This window comes from Streptomyces griseorubiginosus, assembly GCF_017614965.1.
GTDB classification, from domain to species: Bacteria; Actinomycetota; Actinomycetes; order Streptomycetales; family Streptomycetaceae; genus Streptomyces; species Streptomyces griseorubiginosus_B.
This window is the reverse complement of the sequence record NZ_WVUG01000251.1, coordinates 1-13,204: the sequence shown is the minus strand read 5'-3', so window position 1 is coordinate 13,204 and position 13,204 is coordinate 1. Positions and strand designations below refer to the sequence as shown.

At 70.0% G+C, this 13,204-nt stretch carries 13 protein-coding genes and 1 tRNA gene; 2 read left to right on the top strand and 12 right to left on the bottom strand.

Annotated features, from left to right (window positions below; genetic code table 11):
* Positions 1-160: 160 nt before the first annotated feature.
* Positions 161-242, bottom strand: a tRNA-Tyr gene (locus tag GRC12_RS33195).
* Positions 243-467: 225 nt separating this feature from the next.
* Here GRC12_RS33195 and GRC12_RS33190 point away from each other — a divergent pair.
* Positions 468-956: a YajQ family cyclic di-GMP-binding protein gene (locus GRC12_RS33190; protein ID WP_019756392.1), complete on the top strand. Its 489-nt coding sequence runs from the start codon at positions 468-470 to the stop codon at positions 954-956.
* A gap of 150 nt (positions 957-1,106) precedes the next feature.
* Here GRC12_RS33190 and GRC12_RS33185 read toward each other — a convergent pair whose 3' ends face one another.
* The gene (locus GRC12_RS33185) at positions 1,107-1,373 is read right to left on the bottom strand and encodes a GlsB/YeaQ/YmgE family stress response membrane protein (protein WP_133043324.1); all 267 of its coding nucleotides are present in this window, start codon (positions 1,371-1,373) and stop codon (positions 1,107-1,109) included.
* Between the two features lie 216 nt (positions 1,374-1,589).
* Here GRC12_RS33185 and GRC12_RS33180 point away from each other — a divergent pair, with 216 nt between their 5' ends.
* Positions 1,590-2,849 (top strand): APC family permease, encoded by a 1,260-nt coding sequence (locus GRC12_RS33180; RefSeq protein WP_208783383.1) that lies wholly within the window; start codon positions 1,590-1,592, stop codon positions 2,847-2,849.
* 85 nt (positions 2,850-2,934) lie between these two features.
* Here GRC12_RS33180 and GRC12_RS33175 read toward each other — a convergent pair whose 3' ends face one another.
* From GRC12_RS33175 to GRC12_RS33130, 10 genes are all read right to left on the bottom strand, one after another.
* On the bottom strand, positions 2,935-3,501 hold the full coding sequence (locus GRC12_RS33175; RefSeq protein ID WP_208783381.1) for an SMI1/KNR4 family protein: 567 nt from the start codon (positions 3,499-3,501) through the stop codon (positions 2,935-2,937).
* Positions 3,502-3,718: 217 nt separating this feature from the next.
* On the bottom strand, positions 3,719-4,111 hold the full coding sequence (locus GRC12_RS33170; protein WP_208783379.1) for a YccF domain-containing protein: 393 nt from the start codon (positions 4,109-4,111) through the stop codon (positions 3,719-3,721).
* Positions 4,108-4,971, bottom strand: coding sequence for a zinc metalloprotease HtpX (gene htpX, locus GRC12_RS33165; RefSeq protein WP_208783378.1), 864 nt, complete (start codon positions 4,969-4,971; stop codon positions 4,108-4,110). Before htpX ends, GRC12_RS33170 begins: the two co-directional genes overlap by 4 nt.
* Positions 4,972-5,164: 193 nt before the next feature.
* A complete protein-coding gene (locus GRC12_RS33160) occupies positions 5,165-6,673 on the bottom strand; it encodes an NADH-quinone oxidoreductase subunit N (RefSeq protein ID WP_208783374.1) in 1,509 nt (502 codons plus the stop codon).
* Positions 6,670-8,244 carry an NADH-quinone oxidoreductase subunit M gene (locus GRC12_RS33155; RefSeq protein ID WP_208783372.1) on the bottom strand — a complete coding sequence of 525 codons (1,575 nt, stop codon included), beginning with the start codon at positions 8,242-8,244 and terminating at the stop codon, positions 6,670-6,672. The genes GRC12_RS33160 and GRC12_RS33155 overlap by 4 nt, the downstream gene beginning before the upstream one ends.
* 6 nt (positions 8,245-8,250) lie before the next feature.
* Positions 8,251-10,245, bottom strand: a complete 1,995-nt coding sequence (locus GRC12_RS33150; RefSeq protein ID WP_208783370.1) for an NADH-quinone oxidoreductase subunit 5 family protein — start codon at positions 10,243-10,245, stop codon at positions 8,251-8,253.
* A complete protein-coding gene (gene nuoK, locus GRC12_RS33145; protein ID WP_133043332.1) occupies positions 10,242-10,640 on the bottom strand; it encodes an NADH-quinone oxidoreductase subunit NuoK in 399 nt (132 codons plus the stop codon). The genes GRC12_RS33150 and nuoK overlap by 4 nt, the downstream gene beginning before the upstream one ends.
* The gene (locus GRC12_RS33140; RefSeq protein ID WP_208783368.1) at positions 10,640-11,332 is read right to left on the bottom strand and encodes an NADH-quinone oxidoreductase subunit J family protein; all 693 of its coding nucleotides are present in this window, start codon (positions 11,330-11,332) and stop codon (positions 10,640-10,642) included. The genes nuoK and GRC12_RS33140 overlap by 1 nt, the downstream gene beginning before the upstream one ends.
* Positions 11,329-11,937 carry a NuoI/complex I 23 kDa subunit family protein gene (locus tag GRC12_RS33135; RefSeq protein WP_208783366.1) on the bottom strand — a complete coding sequence of 203 codons (609 nt, stop codon included), beginning with the start codon at positions 11,935-11,937 and terminating at the stop codon, positions 11,329-11,331. The genes GRC12_RS33140 and GRC12_RS33135 overlap by 4 nt, the downstream gene beginning before the upstream one ends.
* Before the next feature lie 2 nt (positions 11,938-11,939).
* Positions 11,940-12,908, bottom strand: coding sequence for a complex I subunit 1/NuoH family protein (locus tag GRC12_RS33130; RefSeq protein ID WP_208783361.1), 969 nt, complete (start codon positions 12,906-12,908; stop codon positions 11,940-11,942).
* Positions 12,909-13,204 lie beyond the last annotated feature (296 nt).

Below are 13,204 nucleotides of genomic sequence, written 5' to 3'. Positions count from 1 at the left end.
GGGGTGTGAGGGCGAGGGTGGGCGATCACGACCGGGAACCGTACGGCCGCCAACCGTGTGGGGCGGTCAGCCCGACCGCGCAGCCCACCCCCACAGCCCACACGCAAAGACCCCCTCCGCTCTGCGTCTCCGCAGAATGGAGGGGGTCTCTTTCTCAGCGTGGCGGCGCCAGGATTCGAACCTGGGAAGGCTGAGCCGGCAGATTTACAGTCTGCTCCCTTTGGCCGCTCGGGCACACCGCCGGGGTTGCTGCCGTTCGAACCGCTTTTCGGCGGTGCTCCCTGGCAACGACGTAAACAATACCCGATGCCGAGGGGTGCTTCGCCACCCGATTGATCTGCGCTCGGAGGACCGTGGGTGGCTAGGCTTGAGCGGATGCGGCCCGGGCAACACGCCGGGCTCGGCGGTCACCCCCACGCCCGCCGATCCGCACCCCACACGCACCCCGATACAAGGAGCCACAGGACATGGCCGACTCCAGTTTCGACATCGTCTCGAAGGTCGAGCGGCAGGAGGTCGACAACGCCCTCAACCAGGCCGCCAAGGAGATCTCGCAGCGCTACGACTTCAAGGGCGTGGGAGCCTCGATCTCGTGGTCCGGTGACAAGATCCTCATGGAGGCGAACTCCGAGGACCGGGTCAAGGCCGTCCTCGACGTCTTCCAGTCCAAGCTGATCAAGCGCGGGATCTCCCTGAAGGCGCTGGACGCGGGCGAGCCCCAGCTCTCGGGCAAGGAGTACAAGATCTTCGCGTCGATCGAGGAGGGCATCTCCCAGGAGAACGCGAAGAAGGTGGCGAAGATCATCCGCGATGAGGGTCCGAAGGGTGTGAAGGCCCAGGTCCAGGGTGACGAACTGCGCGTCAGCTCCAAGAGCCGGGATGATCTGCAGGCCGTCATCGCCCTCCTGAAGGGCAAGGACTTCGACTTCGCGCTCCAGTTCGTGAACTACCGGTGACACCGGCGGAACCGGTGACATCGGCGGCATCGGCAGCATCGGCGGCATCAGGCAGTCGCTGACTCCTCCGGTGTACGAGAAGGGTGGGCACCCGTCGGTGCCCACCCTTCTCCCCTGCTGGCTGCGGTCCGGGGGTGTACTCGGTGGTGCTCAGTCGCGCGAGTTGCCGAACAGGATGCGGTAGACGATCAGCAGGACCAGCGAGCCGCCGATCGCCGCTGCCCACGTGGCGCCGTCGTAGAAGTTCTTGGAGATCGGATGGTCCAGCCAGCGGGCCGAGATCCAGCCGCCGATGAACGCGCCGGCGATACCGATGAGCGTCGTTCCGATGAAGCCGCCCGGGTCGCGGCCCGGCAGCAGGAACTTGGCGATGGCCCCGGCCAACAGCCCCAGAATGATCCAGCTGATGATCGTCATGCCGTGAACCTGCCCTTCCGCACTGTGCTTGCACTGTCCGTACGGTGTGATTTCGGTGCGGACATGCTGTGCGCCGCGCGTCGTGCGTCCGTGGTGCGCGGGCCGGGGGCCGGTCGGTCGGTACGACCGGCTCGTCGCGCGCCTGTTCGTTCTCTGTTGGGATAGAGGACGTCACGGCGGCACTTCTCGGTTGCGGCGATCAGTAGGGTGCCGGACATGACGCATTCCGGCGCCGCGTCCGAGCTACGGCGCACCCTGGGGGTCGGGGACGCCGTGGTCATCGGGCTCGGCTCGATGGTCGGGGCGGGCATCTTCGCCGCCCTCGGGCCGGCGGCACGTGCCGCCGGTTCGGCGCTGCTGGTCGGTCTGGCGGTCGCCGCCGTGGTCGCGTACTGCAACGCCACGTCGTCAGCGCGGCTGGCCGCGCTGTATCCGGCCTCCGGCGGCACCTACGTGTACGGGCGCGAGCGGCTAGGTGCGTTCTGGGGTTATCTCGCGGGCTGGTCGTTCGTCGTCGGGAAAACGGCCTCCTGTGCGGCGATGGCGCTGACTGTGGGCGCGTACGTCTGGCCGGAGCAGACGCATGCCGTGGCGGTCGCCGCCGTGGTGGCGCTGACGGCGGTGAACTACGGCGGCATCCAGAAGTCCGCCTGGCTGACGCGGGCCATCGTGGCGGTGGTGCTGGCTGTCCTCGCTTCCGTGGTGGTCGTGTGCCTGGGGTCCGGGGCGTCCGAGGCCGGGCAGTTGAGCGTCGGGACGTCGGGCGGTGCGGGTGGGGTGCTGCAGGCGGCCGGTCTGCTGTTCTTCGCGTTCGCGGGGTACGCCCGCATCGCGACCCTCGGTGAGGAGGTGCGGGATCCCGCGCGCACCATCCCCCGTGCCATCCCGCTGGCTCTGGGCATCGCGCTCGCGGTGTACGTGTGTGTGGCCGTGGCCGTGCTTTCGGTGCTCGGTGCCGATGGTCTCGGGCGGGCGGGGGCCCCGCTGGCCGACGCGGTGCGGGCTGCCGGGGCGCCTGGGATGGTGCCGGTCGTGCGGGTGGGTGCCGCGGTGGCCGCGCTGGGCTCGCTGCTCGCCCTGATCCTGGGTGTCTCACGGACGACGCTGGCCATGGCTCGGGACCGGTATCTGCCCGGCGCGCTGTCGGCCGTGCATCCGCGCTTCCAGGTGCCGCACCGTGCCGAACTGGCTGTCGGCGCGGTCGTCGCCGTCCTGGCCGCCACGGTGGACGTCCGGGGCGCGATCGGGTTCTCCTCCTTCGGTGTGCTGGCGTACTACGCCGTGGCCAACGCATCCGCCTGGACCCTCGATCCGGCTCCGAAGGCGCGACTGTTGCCGACGGTGGGACTCGTCGGCTGCGTGGTGCTGGCGTTCTCGCTGCCGGGCGTCTCGACGGTGGTGGGCGCGGCAGTGTTGGCGGTGGGTGTGGTGGCGTACGGCGTACGGCGCCGGGTCGTGGGGCGGCGCCAGGTGTAGGCGGTCATTGAGCGCCCGGGCGGTGTGTTGAGTGCCGGGGCGGTGTGTTGAGTGCCGGGGCGGTGTGTTGAGTGCCGGGGCGGTGTCAGGAAGCGGACGCCTGCGCCGTGCGTATACGGAAGTCGGTCCAGGCAGGCATCTGGAACTCGTCGTCCATCACGTCGTACCAGCCTGTGCCGTCGACCCAGGCCCGCAGCCAGTCCGCGAGGTCCGGGGTGTCCACGAACCAGGCTCGGTCGGGGTCGCCCGGGTTGGGTTCGAACAGCAGGACCGTGGCTTGCGGGGAGCGGCAGTCCACGCATGCGTACATGGCGCATCCCCAGTGGGATATCGGCAGAACGCCTTCGGGCCAGGGCCAGTCGGGGTCCTTGCGGCCGCTGTCGCGGTTGGCGAGGTACTGCACCACGGCAGCGGGCTCACCGGCAGGCGGGCTGTCGAGCAGGGGCAACAGGCCGTATTCCGGGCCGAATCCGCCGTCCCCTATCCGCAGGTACAGGTCGGAGAGCAGCGACGGCAGGGTGAAGCCCAGGGCGGCCTCGGCGCGGGCCAGGGTCGCCTCGTCGACGGGCTCGGGGAGGGAAGGCCAGCCCCAGGGGCGGGTGTTGCGTGCCTTGGCGGCCCCCCGTGCCAGCAACTGCTCGTTCTCGGTCATGGGTTCATGATGCAAGCCACCACTGACAACCGGGCCGGCCTGTGGACAACCGTGGGATTGGGGACAACGTCGGCTGTGGAAAACCTCGGCTGAGGGAAAGCGCCGGCTGTGGAAAACGCGGCGGCCCGGGCCGGGGTCCGGCGAAATCGCCAGTCTTCCGGTCGGGCCGCGTGTAGGTGGAGCAGGGGCGTGCCGTTTTGTTGAAACGGCCGGGAGGTCAGCGGGCCGCGAAGGGCTCGTCCGTGCGTACGATCTCGCGGCCGAGCGGCAGCAGGGAGACCGGGATCAGCTTGAAATTGGCGATGCCGAACGGGATACCGATGATCGTGATGCACAGCGCGATGCCGGTGACGATGTGCGTGAGCGCCAGCCACCAGCCCGCGAGGACCAGCCACAGGACGTTGCCCACGCATGAGGGCGCACCGGCGTCACGTCGCTCGACCGTGGTGTATCCGAAGGGCCACAGGGCGTAGACGCCGATACGGAACGCGGCGATTCCGAAGGGAATGCCGATGATCGTGATGCAGAGCAGGAGTCCCGCGGCCACGTATCCGAGGAACAGCCAGAAGCCGCTGAGGACCAGCCAGATGACGTTCAGGATGGTTTTCACTGGGGGCGACCTGCCATCTTCTCGAGGCGGGCGATGCGGTCCGCCATCGGCGGATGCGTCGAGAACATCTTGGAGAGTCCCTGACCAGGACGGAAGGGGTTCGCGATCATCATATGACTCGCGGTCTCGATGCGCGGCTCGGGAGGCAGCGGCAGCTGCTGGGTGCCCGTCTCCAGCTTGCGCAGCGCGCTGGCGAGGGCGAGTGGGTCGCCGGTGAGCTGGGCGCCGGACGCGTCGGCCTCGTACTCACGCGAGCGGCTGATGGCCAGCTGGATGAGGGTGGCCGCGAGCGGGCCCAGGATCATGATGAGCAGCATGCCGAGGATGCCGGGACCGTCGTCGTCGTCCGAACGGCCGATCGGGATCAGCCACGCGAAGTTGACCAGGAACATGATCACCGAGGCGAGGGCTCCGGCGACCGACGAGATGAGGATGTCGCGGTTGTAGACGTGGCTGAGCTCGTGGCCGATGACTCCGCGCAGTTCACGCTCGTCCAGGATGCGCATGATGCCTTCCGTGCAGCACACGGCGGCGTTGCGCGGGTTGCGGCCCGTGGCGAAGGCGTTCGGGGCCTCCGTCGGCGAGATGTACAGGCGCGGCATGGGCTGGCGGGCCTGGGTGGAGAGGTCGCGGACCATGCGGTAGAGGGCCGGGGCCTCGAACTCGCTCACCGGGCGCGCGCGCATCGCGCGTAGCGCCAGTTTGTCGCTGTTCCAGTACGCGTACGCGTTCGTGCCCAGCGCGACGAGAACCGCTACGACGAGCCCCATGCGGCCGAAGAAGCTGCCGATGACGATGATGAGGGCGGACAGTCCTCCGAGGAGTACTGCGGTCCTTAGCCCGTTGTGCCGGCGGTGCACGGTACGCCCTCCAAGTCGTGCAGCAGGGGAACCCTTTGCTTGCGGATGGTGCTTGCTGTCTCCGATGCCACTGGCCCGTGGTGACACGTCCAGTGGACCCTCCCGCCCAGCTCAACGCCAGGCGAAGGTCACTAGTTCCCTTGTGCGTACGGCGGCATGCCTCGGCCGTGCGGGTGACGGGCCCGGCGGAGGTTCAGAAGAGGCCGGTGTCGGCGAACCGCAGGACCAGTTGGGGGGCTCCGGAGAGGGCGACGCCGAGGACCCCGGTGAGGGTGATCGCGGCGGTGAGGGGTGCCGGGAGGCGGTGTCTGACGGGCTCCCCCTCGGGGGCTCGGAACAGCAGCGCCGTCCACTGCAGGTAGTAGAAGAGGGCGATCACGACGTTGGCGGCCATGACGACGGCCAGCCAGCCCAGGCCCGCGTTCACGGCGGCGGAGAAGACGGTGACCTTGGCGAACAGGCCGATGATGCCCGGTGGCAGTCCCGCCAGGCAGAGCAGGAAGAAGGCGAGGAGGAGGGCGGCGAGCGGGTTCGTGGCGTAGAGGCCGCGGTAGTCGGTGATGCGGTTCGCGGTCCTGGTGCGGCCCACGACCGCGGCCACGGCGAAGGCGCCGAGGTTCACGGCCGCGTACATGAGGGCGTAGGCGACCGTGGAGCCGATGGAGCGTTCGGCGTCGTTCGAGTAGGCGGCCGCAGCGATCGGTACGAGGAGGTAGCCGGCCTGGCCGACGGAGGACCAGGCGAGGAGGCGTACGGCGCTGTACGCGCGCGTGGCCTGCTGGCGCAGGGCGCCGACGTTGCCGACGGTCATGGTGAGGGCGGCCAGGGCGGCGAGTGCGGGGCCCCAGACGTCGGCGTACGAGGGGAATCCGACGACCGTGACGAGGATCAGGCCGGTGAAGCCGACCGCTTTGCCCACGACCGACAGGTAGGCGGCGATCGGGAGTGGGGCTCCTACGTAGGTGTCGGGGACCCAGAAGTGGAAGGGCACGGCGGCGGTCTTGAAGGCGAAGCCGACGAGGGTGAGGACGACGCCGGTCTGGGCGAGGGTGTGGAACTGGCCCTCGACGTGCTGGATGCGGTCGGCGACCTGGGTGAGGTAGAGGGTGCCGGTGGACGCGTACACGAAGCTGATGCCCATGAGGCTGACGGCGGTCGCGGTGACCGACGACAGGAAGAACTTCAGTGCGGCTTCCGAGGACTTCTTGTCGCCGTGCCGGATGCCGACGAGGGCGAAAACGGGGAGGGAGGCGACCTCCAGGGCGACGATGAGGGTCGCGAGGTCGCGGGAGGCCGGCAGGAGGGCGGCGCCGGCGGCGGAGGACAGCAGGAGGAACCAGTACTCCCCTTCGGGGAGTCGTCTGTCCGCGTCCCTCAGGGTGGTGACCGACAGCAGGGCAGCCAGAAGAGCTCCGCCGAGGACCAGGAACTGGATGACCAGGGTGAAGCGGTCGGCGGTGTAGCTGCACGCGTGTGTGCCGTTCACGCAGAAGGTGGCACGGTCGCCGTCCAGGAGCGGCAGGAGCATCAGTGCGGCTGCGGCGAGACCTGCTACGGACAGCCGGCCGAGGAGCGGTTTGCGGGGCTCGGGCACGAACAGGTCGGCGACGAGGACGACGAGTCCGACGGCTGCCGCGATGGTGGGGGGCGCGATGGCGAGCCAGTCGACGGACTGGACGAGGTTCGCGGCCAGGGCGCTCATCGGGTGCCTCCTGCGAGGAGCTGTTGCACGGCCGGGTCGGTCAGGCCGAGAAGGGCCCTGGGCCACAGCCCGGCGACGACGGTGAGGGCGACGAGCGGGGTCCAGGCCGCGAACTCGTACGTGTGGACGTCGGCGAGTTTCGGCGCTTCCTGCGGTACGGCGCCCATGCAGACGCGGCGGACGACGACGAGCATGTACGCGGCGGTGAGGAGGGTGCCGAAGGCCGCGATCGCCATGAAGGTGAGGAAGGCGGGGCGGCTGAGGTCCGTGGCCGGCTTGAAGGCGCCGAACAGGGCCAGCATCTCGCCCCAGAACCCGGCCAGTCCCGGCAGTCCGAGCGAGGCGACCGCGGCGAACGCGAGGAGGCCGCCGAGGCGCGGGGCCTTGCCGTAGAGCGCGGCGCCGGTCTCCTCGGCGAGGGTGTCGAGGTCGGTCGTGCCGGTGCGGTCCTTGAGCGCTCCGACCAGGAAGAACAGCAGGCCGGTGATGAGGCCGTGGGCGATGTTGGCGAACAGGGCGCCGTTGACGCCGGTCGGGGTCATGGTCGCGATGCCGAGCAGGACGAAGCCCATGTGGCCGACGGAGGAGTAGGCGATGAGCCGCTTGAGGTCGCCCTTCGCACCCTGCTTGGCGAGGGACAGGCAGGCCAGGGATCCATAGATGATCCCGACGACGGCGAAGGCGGCGAGGTAGGGGGCGAAGGTGCGGAAACCGTCCGGCGCGATCGGGAGGAGGATGCGGACGAACCCGTACGTACCCATCTTCAGCAGGACACCGGCCAGCAGGACCGAACCGACGGTCGGGGCGGCGGTGTGGGCGTCGGGCAGCCAGCTGTGCAGCGGCCACATCGGCGTCTTGACCGCGAGCCCGATCCCGATCGCCAGAACGGCGATGACCTGGACGGATGCGGTGAGTGACCGGCCGTTGTCAGTGGCGAGTGCCACCATGTCGAATGTGCCGGCCTTGATCCCGATCAGGAGCAGGCCGAGCAGCATGACGACCGAACCGAGCAGTGTGTAGAGGATGAACCGCCAGGCGGCCCGGGTCCTGCCCTCGCCGCCCCAGCGGGCGATGAGGAAGTACATCGGGACGAGCACCATCTCGAACGCCAGGAAGAACAGCAGCAGATCGAGGACGGCGAAGGTCGCGAGGGTGCCGGACTCGAGGACGAGCAGCAGCGCGACGAAGGCCTTCGGGGTCGGGCCCGCAGGCATCTTGAAGTACGAGTAGAGCGCGCAGAGGAAGGTCAGCAGCGCGGTCAGGACCAGAAGGGGGAGGGAGATGCCGTCGATGCCGAGGTGGATGCGCACATCGAGTGCTGGGATCCAGCTGATGTCGGTCGTGGCCTGCATCTTCGACGGATGGTCGTGGTCGAAGCCGACCGCGAGGACGATCGTTGCGATGAGGACCGCGCCGGTCACGGTGACGCCGTGCCGGAGCACGGCCTGCCCGGGCGACTTCCCCTTCAGCCCGGGCGGTGCGGGCAGAAGAGCCGCGACCGCGCCGAGGAGCGGGGCGAGGACGACGAACGCCAGAAGGAACTGCATCACGGACTCGTTGATATCGATCACGCCTGCTCACGCTCCCGTGGCGACGAGGAGGACGGCGACCGCGAGGACGACGGTGCCGGCGAGCAGCGCGCTCACGTAGGTCTGCACATTGCCGGTCTGGGCGCGGCGTACGGCGGCTCCGAGCAGTCGGGGCAGGGCGCCCGCACCGCGTACGTAGGTCTCGACGACCTCCCGGTCCAAGAACCTCACAAGGCTCGCTCCGGCCTGGACCGGGCGGACGAAGAGGGTCGCGTAGACGGCGTCGAGGTGGAAGCCGACGGCCGCGTGCCGGTGCAGCGGACCGAGCAGCAGCCGTCCTGGGTCGGCGGGATCGGGCGCGTAGGCCACTCCTCCGTACACGGGGGCGTGGCTGGCGATCGCCTCGGCCTCGACGAGCCCGGCGTCGCCCTCGGGGTGGGCCGCGACCGCTCCCAGCGGGACCCGGGCCGCGAGGGCGGTGGTGTGGCGCCAGGCCGCGTAGGTGACGATGACGCCGGCCAGGGCCAGGCCCGTTCCGACGACGGAGGTGATCAGGGTCGGGGTGAGGTCGTGGCCGTCGAACCAGTCCGGCAGCAGGCGGAAGGTGAACGCGCCCAGCGCGAGAGACGGGACGGCGAGCACCCACAGCACGACGGTCATGGTCAGGGGTTGCCTGCCGTGGTCGGGAGCTTCGGCGCCTCGGCCGTGGAAGGCCAGCAGCCACAGGCGGGTCGCGTACGCGGCGGTGAGCAGGGCCGTGACCAGACCGGCGACGAGAGTGATCCAGCCCGAGGCTTCGGGGATCTGCTCGGCGTGGCCGGTGACGACGTGCTCGGCGGCGCCCAGGACGGACTCCTTGGAGAAGAAGCCGCTGAAGGGCGGGATCGCGGCGAGGGCGAGCAGCGCCACGGTCATCGTCCAGAAGGCGTCCGGGACGCGGTCGCGCAGGTTGGTCATGCGGGACATGGCGGCCAGCGAGTTGGTGCCGGCGGCATGGATGACGACGCCGGCGGCGAGGAACAGCAGTGCCTTGAAGGCGCCGTGTGTGAGGAGGTGGAAGACGGCGGCCCCGCGCTCGCCGACGGCGAGGGCGCCGGTCATATAGCCGAGCTGCCCGATGGTCGAGTAGGCGAGGACCCGCTTGATGTCGTCCTGGGCGAGCGCGGCGAGGCCGGAGCCGAGCATCGTGACGGCTGCCATGACGGCGAGGACGACCATCGCGGCCCGGCTGGCCTCGAACACGGGGAGGAGACGGGCGACGAAGTAGACGCCGGCGGCCACCATCGTCGCCGCGTGGATCAGCGCGGAGACGGGCGTCGGACCCGCCATCGCGTCGGGAAGCCAGGTGTGCAGCGGGAACTGCGCCGACTTGCCCGCCACGCCTGCCAGGAGCAGCAGGGCGATGACGGTCGGGTGGTCGAGTCCGCCGTGCGCGACGGCACCGAGGACGGTGGTGATGCGGAAGGAGCCGGTCTCGGTGGCGAGCGCGAACAGGCCGATCAGGAAGGGGACGTCACCGAGCTTGGTCACCAGGAAGGCCTTGATGGAGGCGGCACGGGCCTCGGGGGTCTCCCAGTAGTGGCCGACGAGGAAGTAGGAGCAGATGCCCATGATCTCCCAGCCGACCAGCAGCACGATCAGGTCGCCGGAGTAGACGACGAGCAGCATCGCGGAGGTGAACAGGGAGACGAGAGCGGCGTACGAGGGGTAGCGCGGATCGTCGCGGAGGTACCCCGTGGAGTAGACCTGCACGCAGGTCGCGACCACGCCGACCAGGACGGCGACGAGGGCGGCGAAGCCGTCGATGTGCACGGAGAGCTCGATCGGGACGGAGCCGGTGGGGGTGAGCTCGGTGGTCGCGTCGAGAGCCTGTCCGCCCCCTTGGTCCGCCGCGACGAGGACGGCGAGGACGAGGGCCGCGAGGATCGGCACAACGGCCAGCGGCCGGACGAAGCCGGGAGCCGTACGGCCCAGCAGCAGGCCTGCGGCCGCCCCCAGGAAGGGCAGGAGGGGGACGAGGACGGCGAGGGTGGTCGTGGTCACGCGGTGGCCTCGGTCTTCCCGGCCCGGCCGGCCTGCTCGGCCGTGAGGGCGTCGCTGTCGGGGCCGTCGGTCTCGTGGCCCTCGGCGGTGTCCCGGAGCTTGTCGATGTCCGAGGTGCCGCGGTTGCGGTAGACGGCGAGGACGATCGCCAGGCCGATGCCGATCTCAGCGGCGGCGATGGCGATGGTGAACAGGGTCAGGGCCTGACCGGAGTGCAGGGTCTCCCGGGTGGTCCGGCTGAGCCAGACGTCGAAGGCGACCAGGTTCAGGTTGACGGCGTTGAGCATCAGCTCGACCGACATCAGCACGAGGATCGCGTTGCGGCGGGCGAGGACTCCGTACAGGCCCGTGCAGAAGAGGAGGGCGGCCAGCACGGCGGGATAGGCGAGGTGCATCAGCGGGCGCCTTCCTGCTCGGCCGGGCCTTGCTCTACGGCGGACTTCGACTGCCCGACGGGGGCCTGTCCCCCTATCGGGTGATTCCGGGAATCCGGGACGGATGGGGAACCACCGGTCGTGGCTCGGGAGTTCACAGGGGGAGAGTTCGACTCGGCCTTCGCCTTGCGGGACAGGACGATGGCGCCGACCAGTGCGGCGAGGAGGAGGACGGAGAGGGCCTCGAAGGGAAGGACCCAGTTCTGGAACAGGCTGGCGCCGGTCACGGCGGTGGTTCCGGAGGCCGGGCCGTCCAGGTCGACCCAGGTCGTGCGGAAGGCGTCGACGACGACCCAGACCAGGGCGGCAGCCGCGGCGACGGCCACGGTGAGGGCGGCCCACCGGTTTCCGGAGTCGGCGTCCGGGGATCGGCCGATGGGGGCCTTGGTGAGCATGAGACCGAAAAGGAGGAGCACGACGACGGAACCGACGTAGATGAGGACCTGCACCCAGGCGATGAACTCGGCGGTGAGCAGGAGGTATTCGACGGCCAGGCCACCGAGGGTGACCACCAGCCAGAGGGCGGCGTGCACCAGTTGTCGGGTGGTGACGGTGACGAGCGCGGCGCCGAAGGTGACCAGGCCGACGAGGAGGAAGGCGATCTCGACGCCGGTCGGGGAGAGGAAGCCGTGTTCCGCGGCGGAGAGGGTCACGGCTGTTCTCCCTGCGGCTCGGTCGGCCCCGTCTGTGCCGCCGCCAGCTTCTCGGCGGTCTTGCGGGCGGCGGCGATCTCCTTCGGCTCCTCCGCGCCGGGGTCGAGAGCGGGTGGGGCCGGCACCGTCCACATCCATTCGCGGAGCTTGTCGCGTTCGTGGGTGAGTTCGCGGATGTCGGTCTCGGCGTACTCGAACTCCGGGGACCAGAACAGGGCGTCGAAAGGACAGACCTCGATGCAGATACCGCAGTACATGCACAGGGAGAAGTCGATGGCGAAGCGGTCCAGGACGTTGCGGCTGCGCTCACGTCCGCCGGGGGCGGCCGGCGGGACGGTCTCCTTGTGGGAGTCGATGTAGATGCACCAGTCCGGGCACTCCCGGGCGCACAGCATGCAGACCGTGCAGTTCTCCTCGAACAGGCCGATCACGCCTCGGGTGCGGGGCGGAAGGTCGGGCTGGACGTCCGGGTACTGCTCGGTGACGGTCTTCTTCGTCATCGTGCGGAGGGTGACGGCCAGGCCCTTGGCCAGGCCGGAGCCGGGGATGCGGGGCCTGGTGGGCGGGGCAGCGCCGCGCCGGGTGGACGGGACGGGCTCGGCCATGGCTACTGGATCACCACCTTGACGATGCCGGTGAGGGCGATCTGAGCGAGGGAGAGGGGGACGAGGAGGGTCCAGGAGAGTTTCTGGAGCTGGTCCTCGCGCAGGCGGGGATAGGTGACGCGGAGCCAGATCACGACGAAGGCGAGGAGGGCCGTCTTCAGCAGGGTCCACACCCAGCCGAGGCCGTCGGCGCCCCAGGGGCCGTGCCAGCCGCCGAGGAAAAGCACGGTGGTCAGGCCGCACAGGACGATGATCCCGGCGTACTCGGCGAGGAGGAACAGGGCGAAGCGCAGGCCGGTGTACTCGGTGTAGGCGCCGAAGATGATCTCCGAGTCGGCGACGGGCATGTCGAAGGGCGGGCGCTGGAGTTCGGCGAGGCCGGCGACGAAGAAGACGACGGCGCCGACGATCTGCCAGGGCAGCCACCACCAGTGGAACGCGTCGAGGATGCCGGGGAGGGAGACGGTGCCGGCCGCCATCGCGACGGAGGCGGCGGCCAGGAGCATGGGGAGTTCGTAGGCGAGGAGTTGGGCGGCGGTGCGGAGGCCGCCGAGGAGGGAGAACTTGTTGGCGGAGGCCCAGCCGGCCATGAGGGAGCCGAGGACGCCGATGCCCATCACCGCGAGGACGAAGAAGATGCCGGCGTCCAGGACCTGGCCGACGGCGCCCTCTCCCGGGCCGATGGGGATGGCGAGGAGGACAACGAGGTACGGCAGGAGGGCGACGGCGGGGGCGAGCTGGAACACGCGGCGGTCGGCGCCGGCGGGTACGACGTCTTCTTTCTGGGCGAACTTCACGCCGTCGGCGACGAGTTGGGCCCAGCCGTGGAATCCGCCCGCGTACATCGGGCCGAGGCGGCCCTGCATGTGGGCCATCACCTTGTGCTCGGTCTGACCGACGATCAGGGGGAAGGTGAGAAAGACGACGAAGACGACCAGGAGTCGAAGAGCGACGTCGAGAGCGTCGTTCACTGCGGGCCTCCTGGGGGGTCTTCGGGGCTGATGTCCTCGGGCGCGGGTTCTGCGGACGCCGGGGCGTCGGGCGCAGGGTCTGCGGACGCCGGGGCGTCGGGCGCACGGTCTGCGGACGCCGGGGCGTCGGGCGCACGGTCTGCGGACGCCGGGGCGTCGGGCGCACGGTCTGCGGACGCCGGGGCGTCGGGTGCGGGAGTCCGGGGCGCGGAGGCTTCCGGCGTCGGGTCTTCGGACGCGGGGGCCTTGCGTGCGGAGTCTTCAGGCGCTGATGCGTCCGAGGCGGGGGTTTGGGG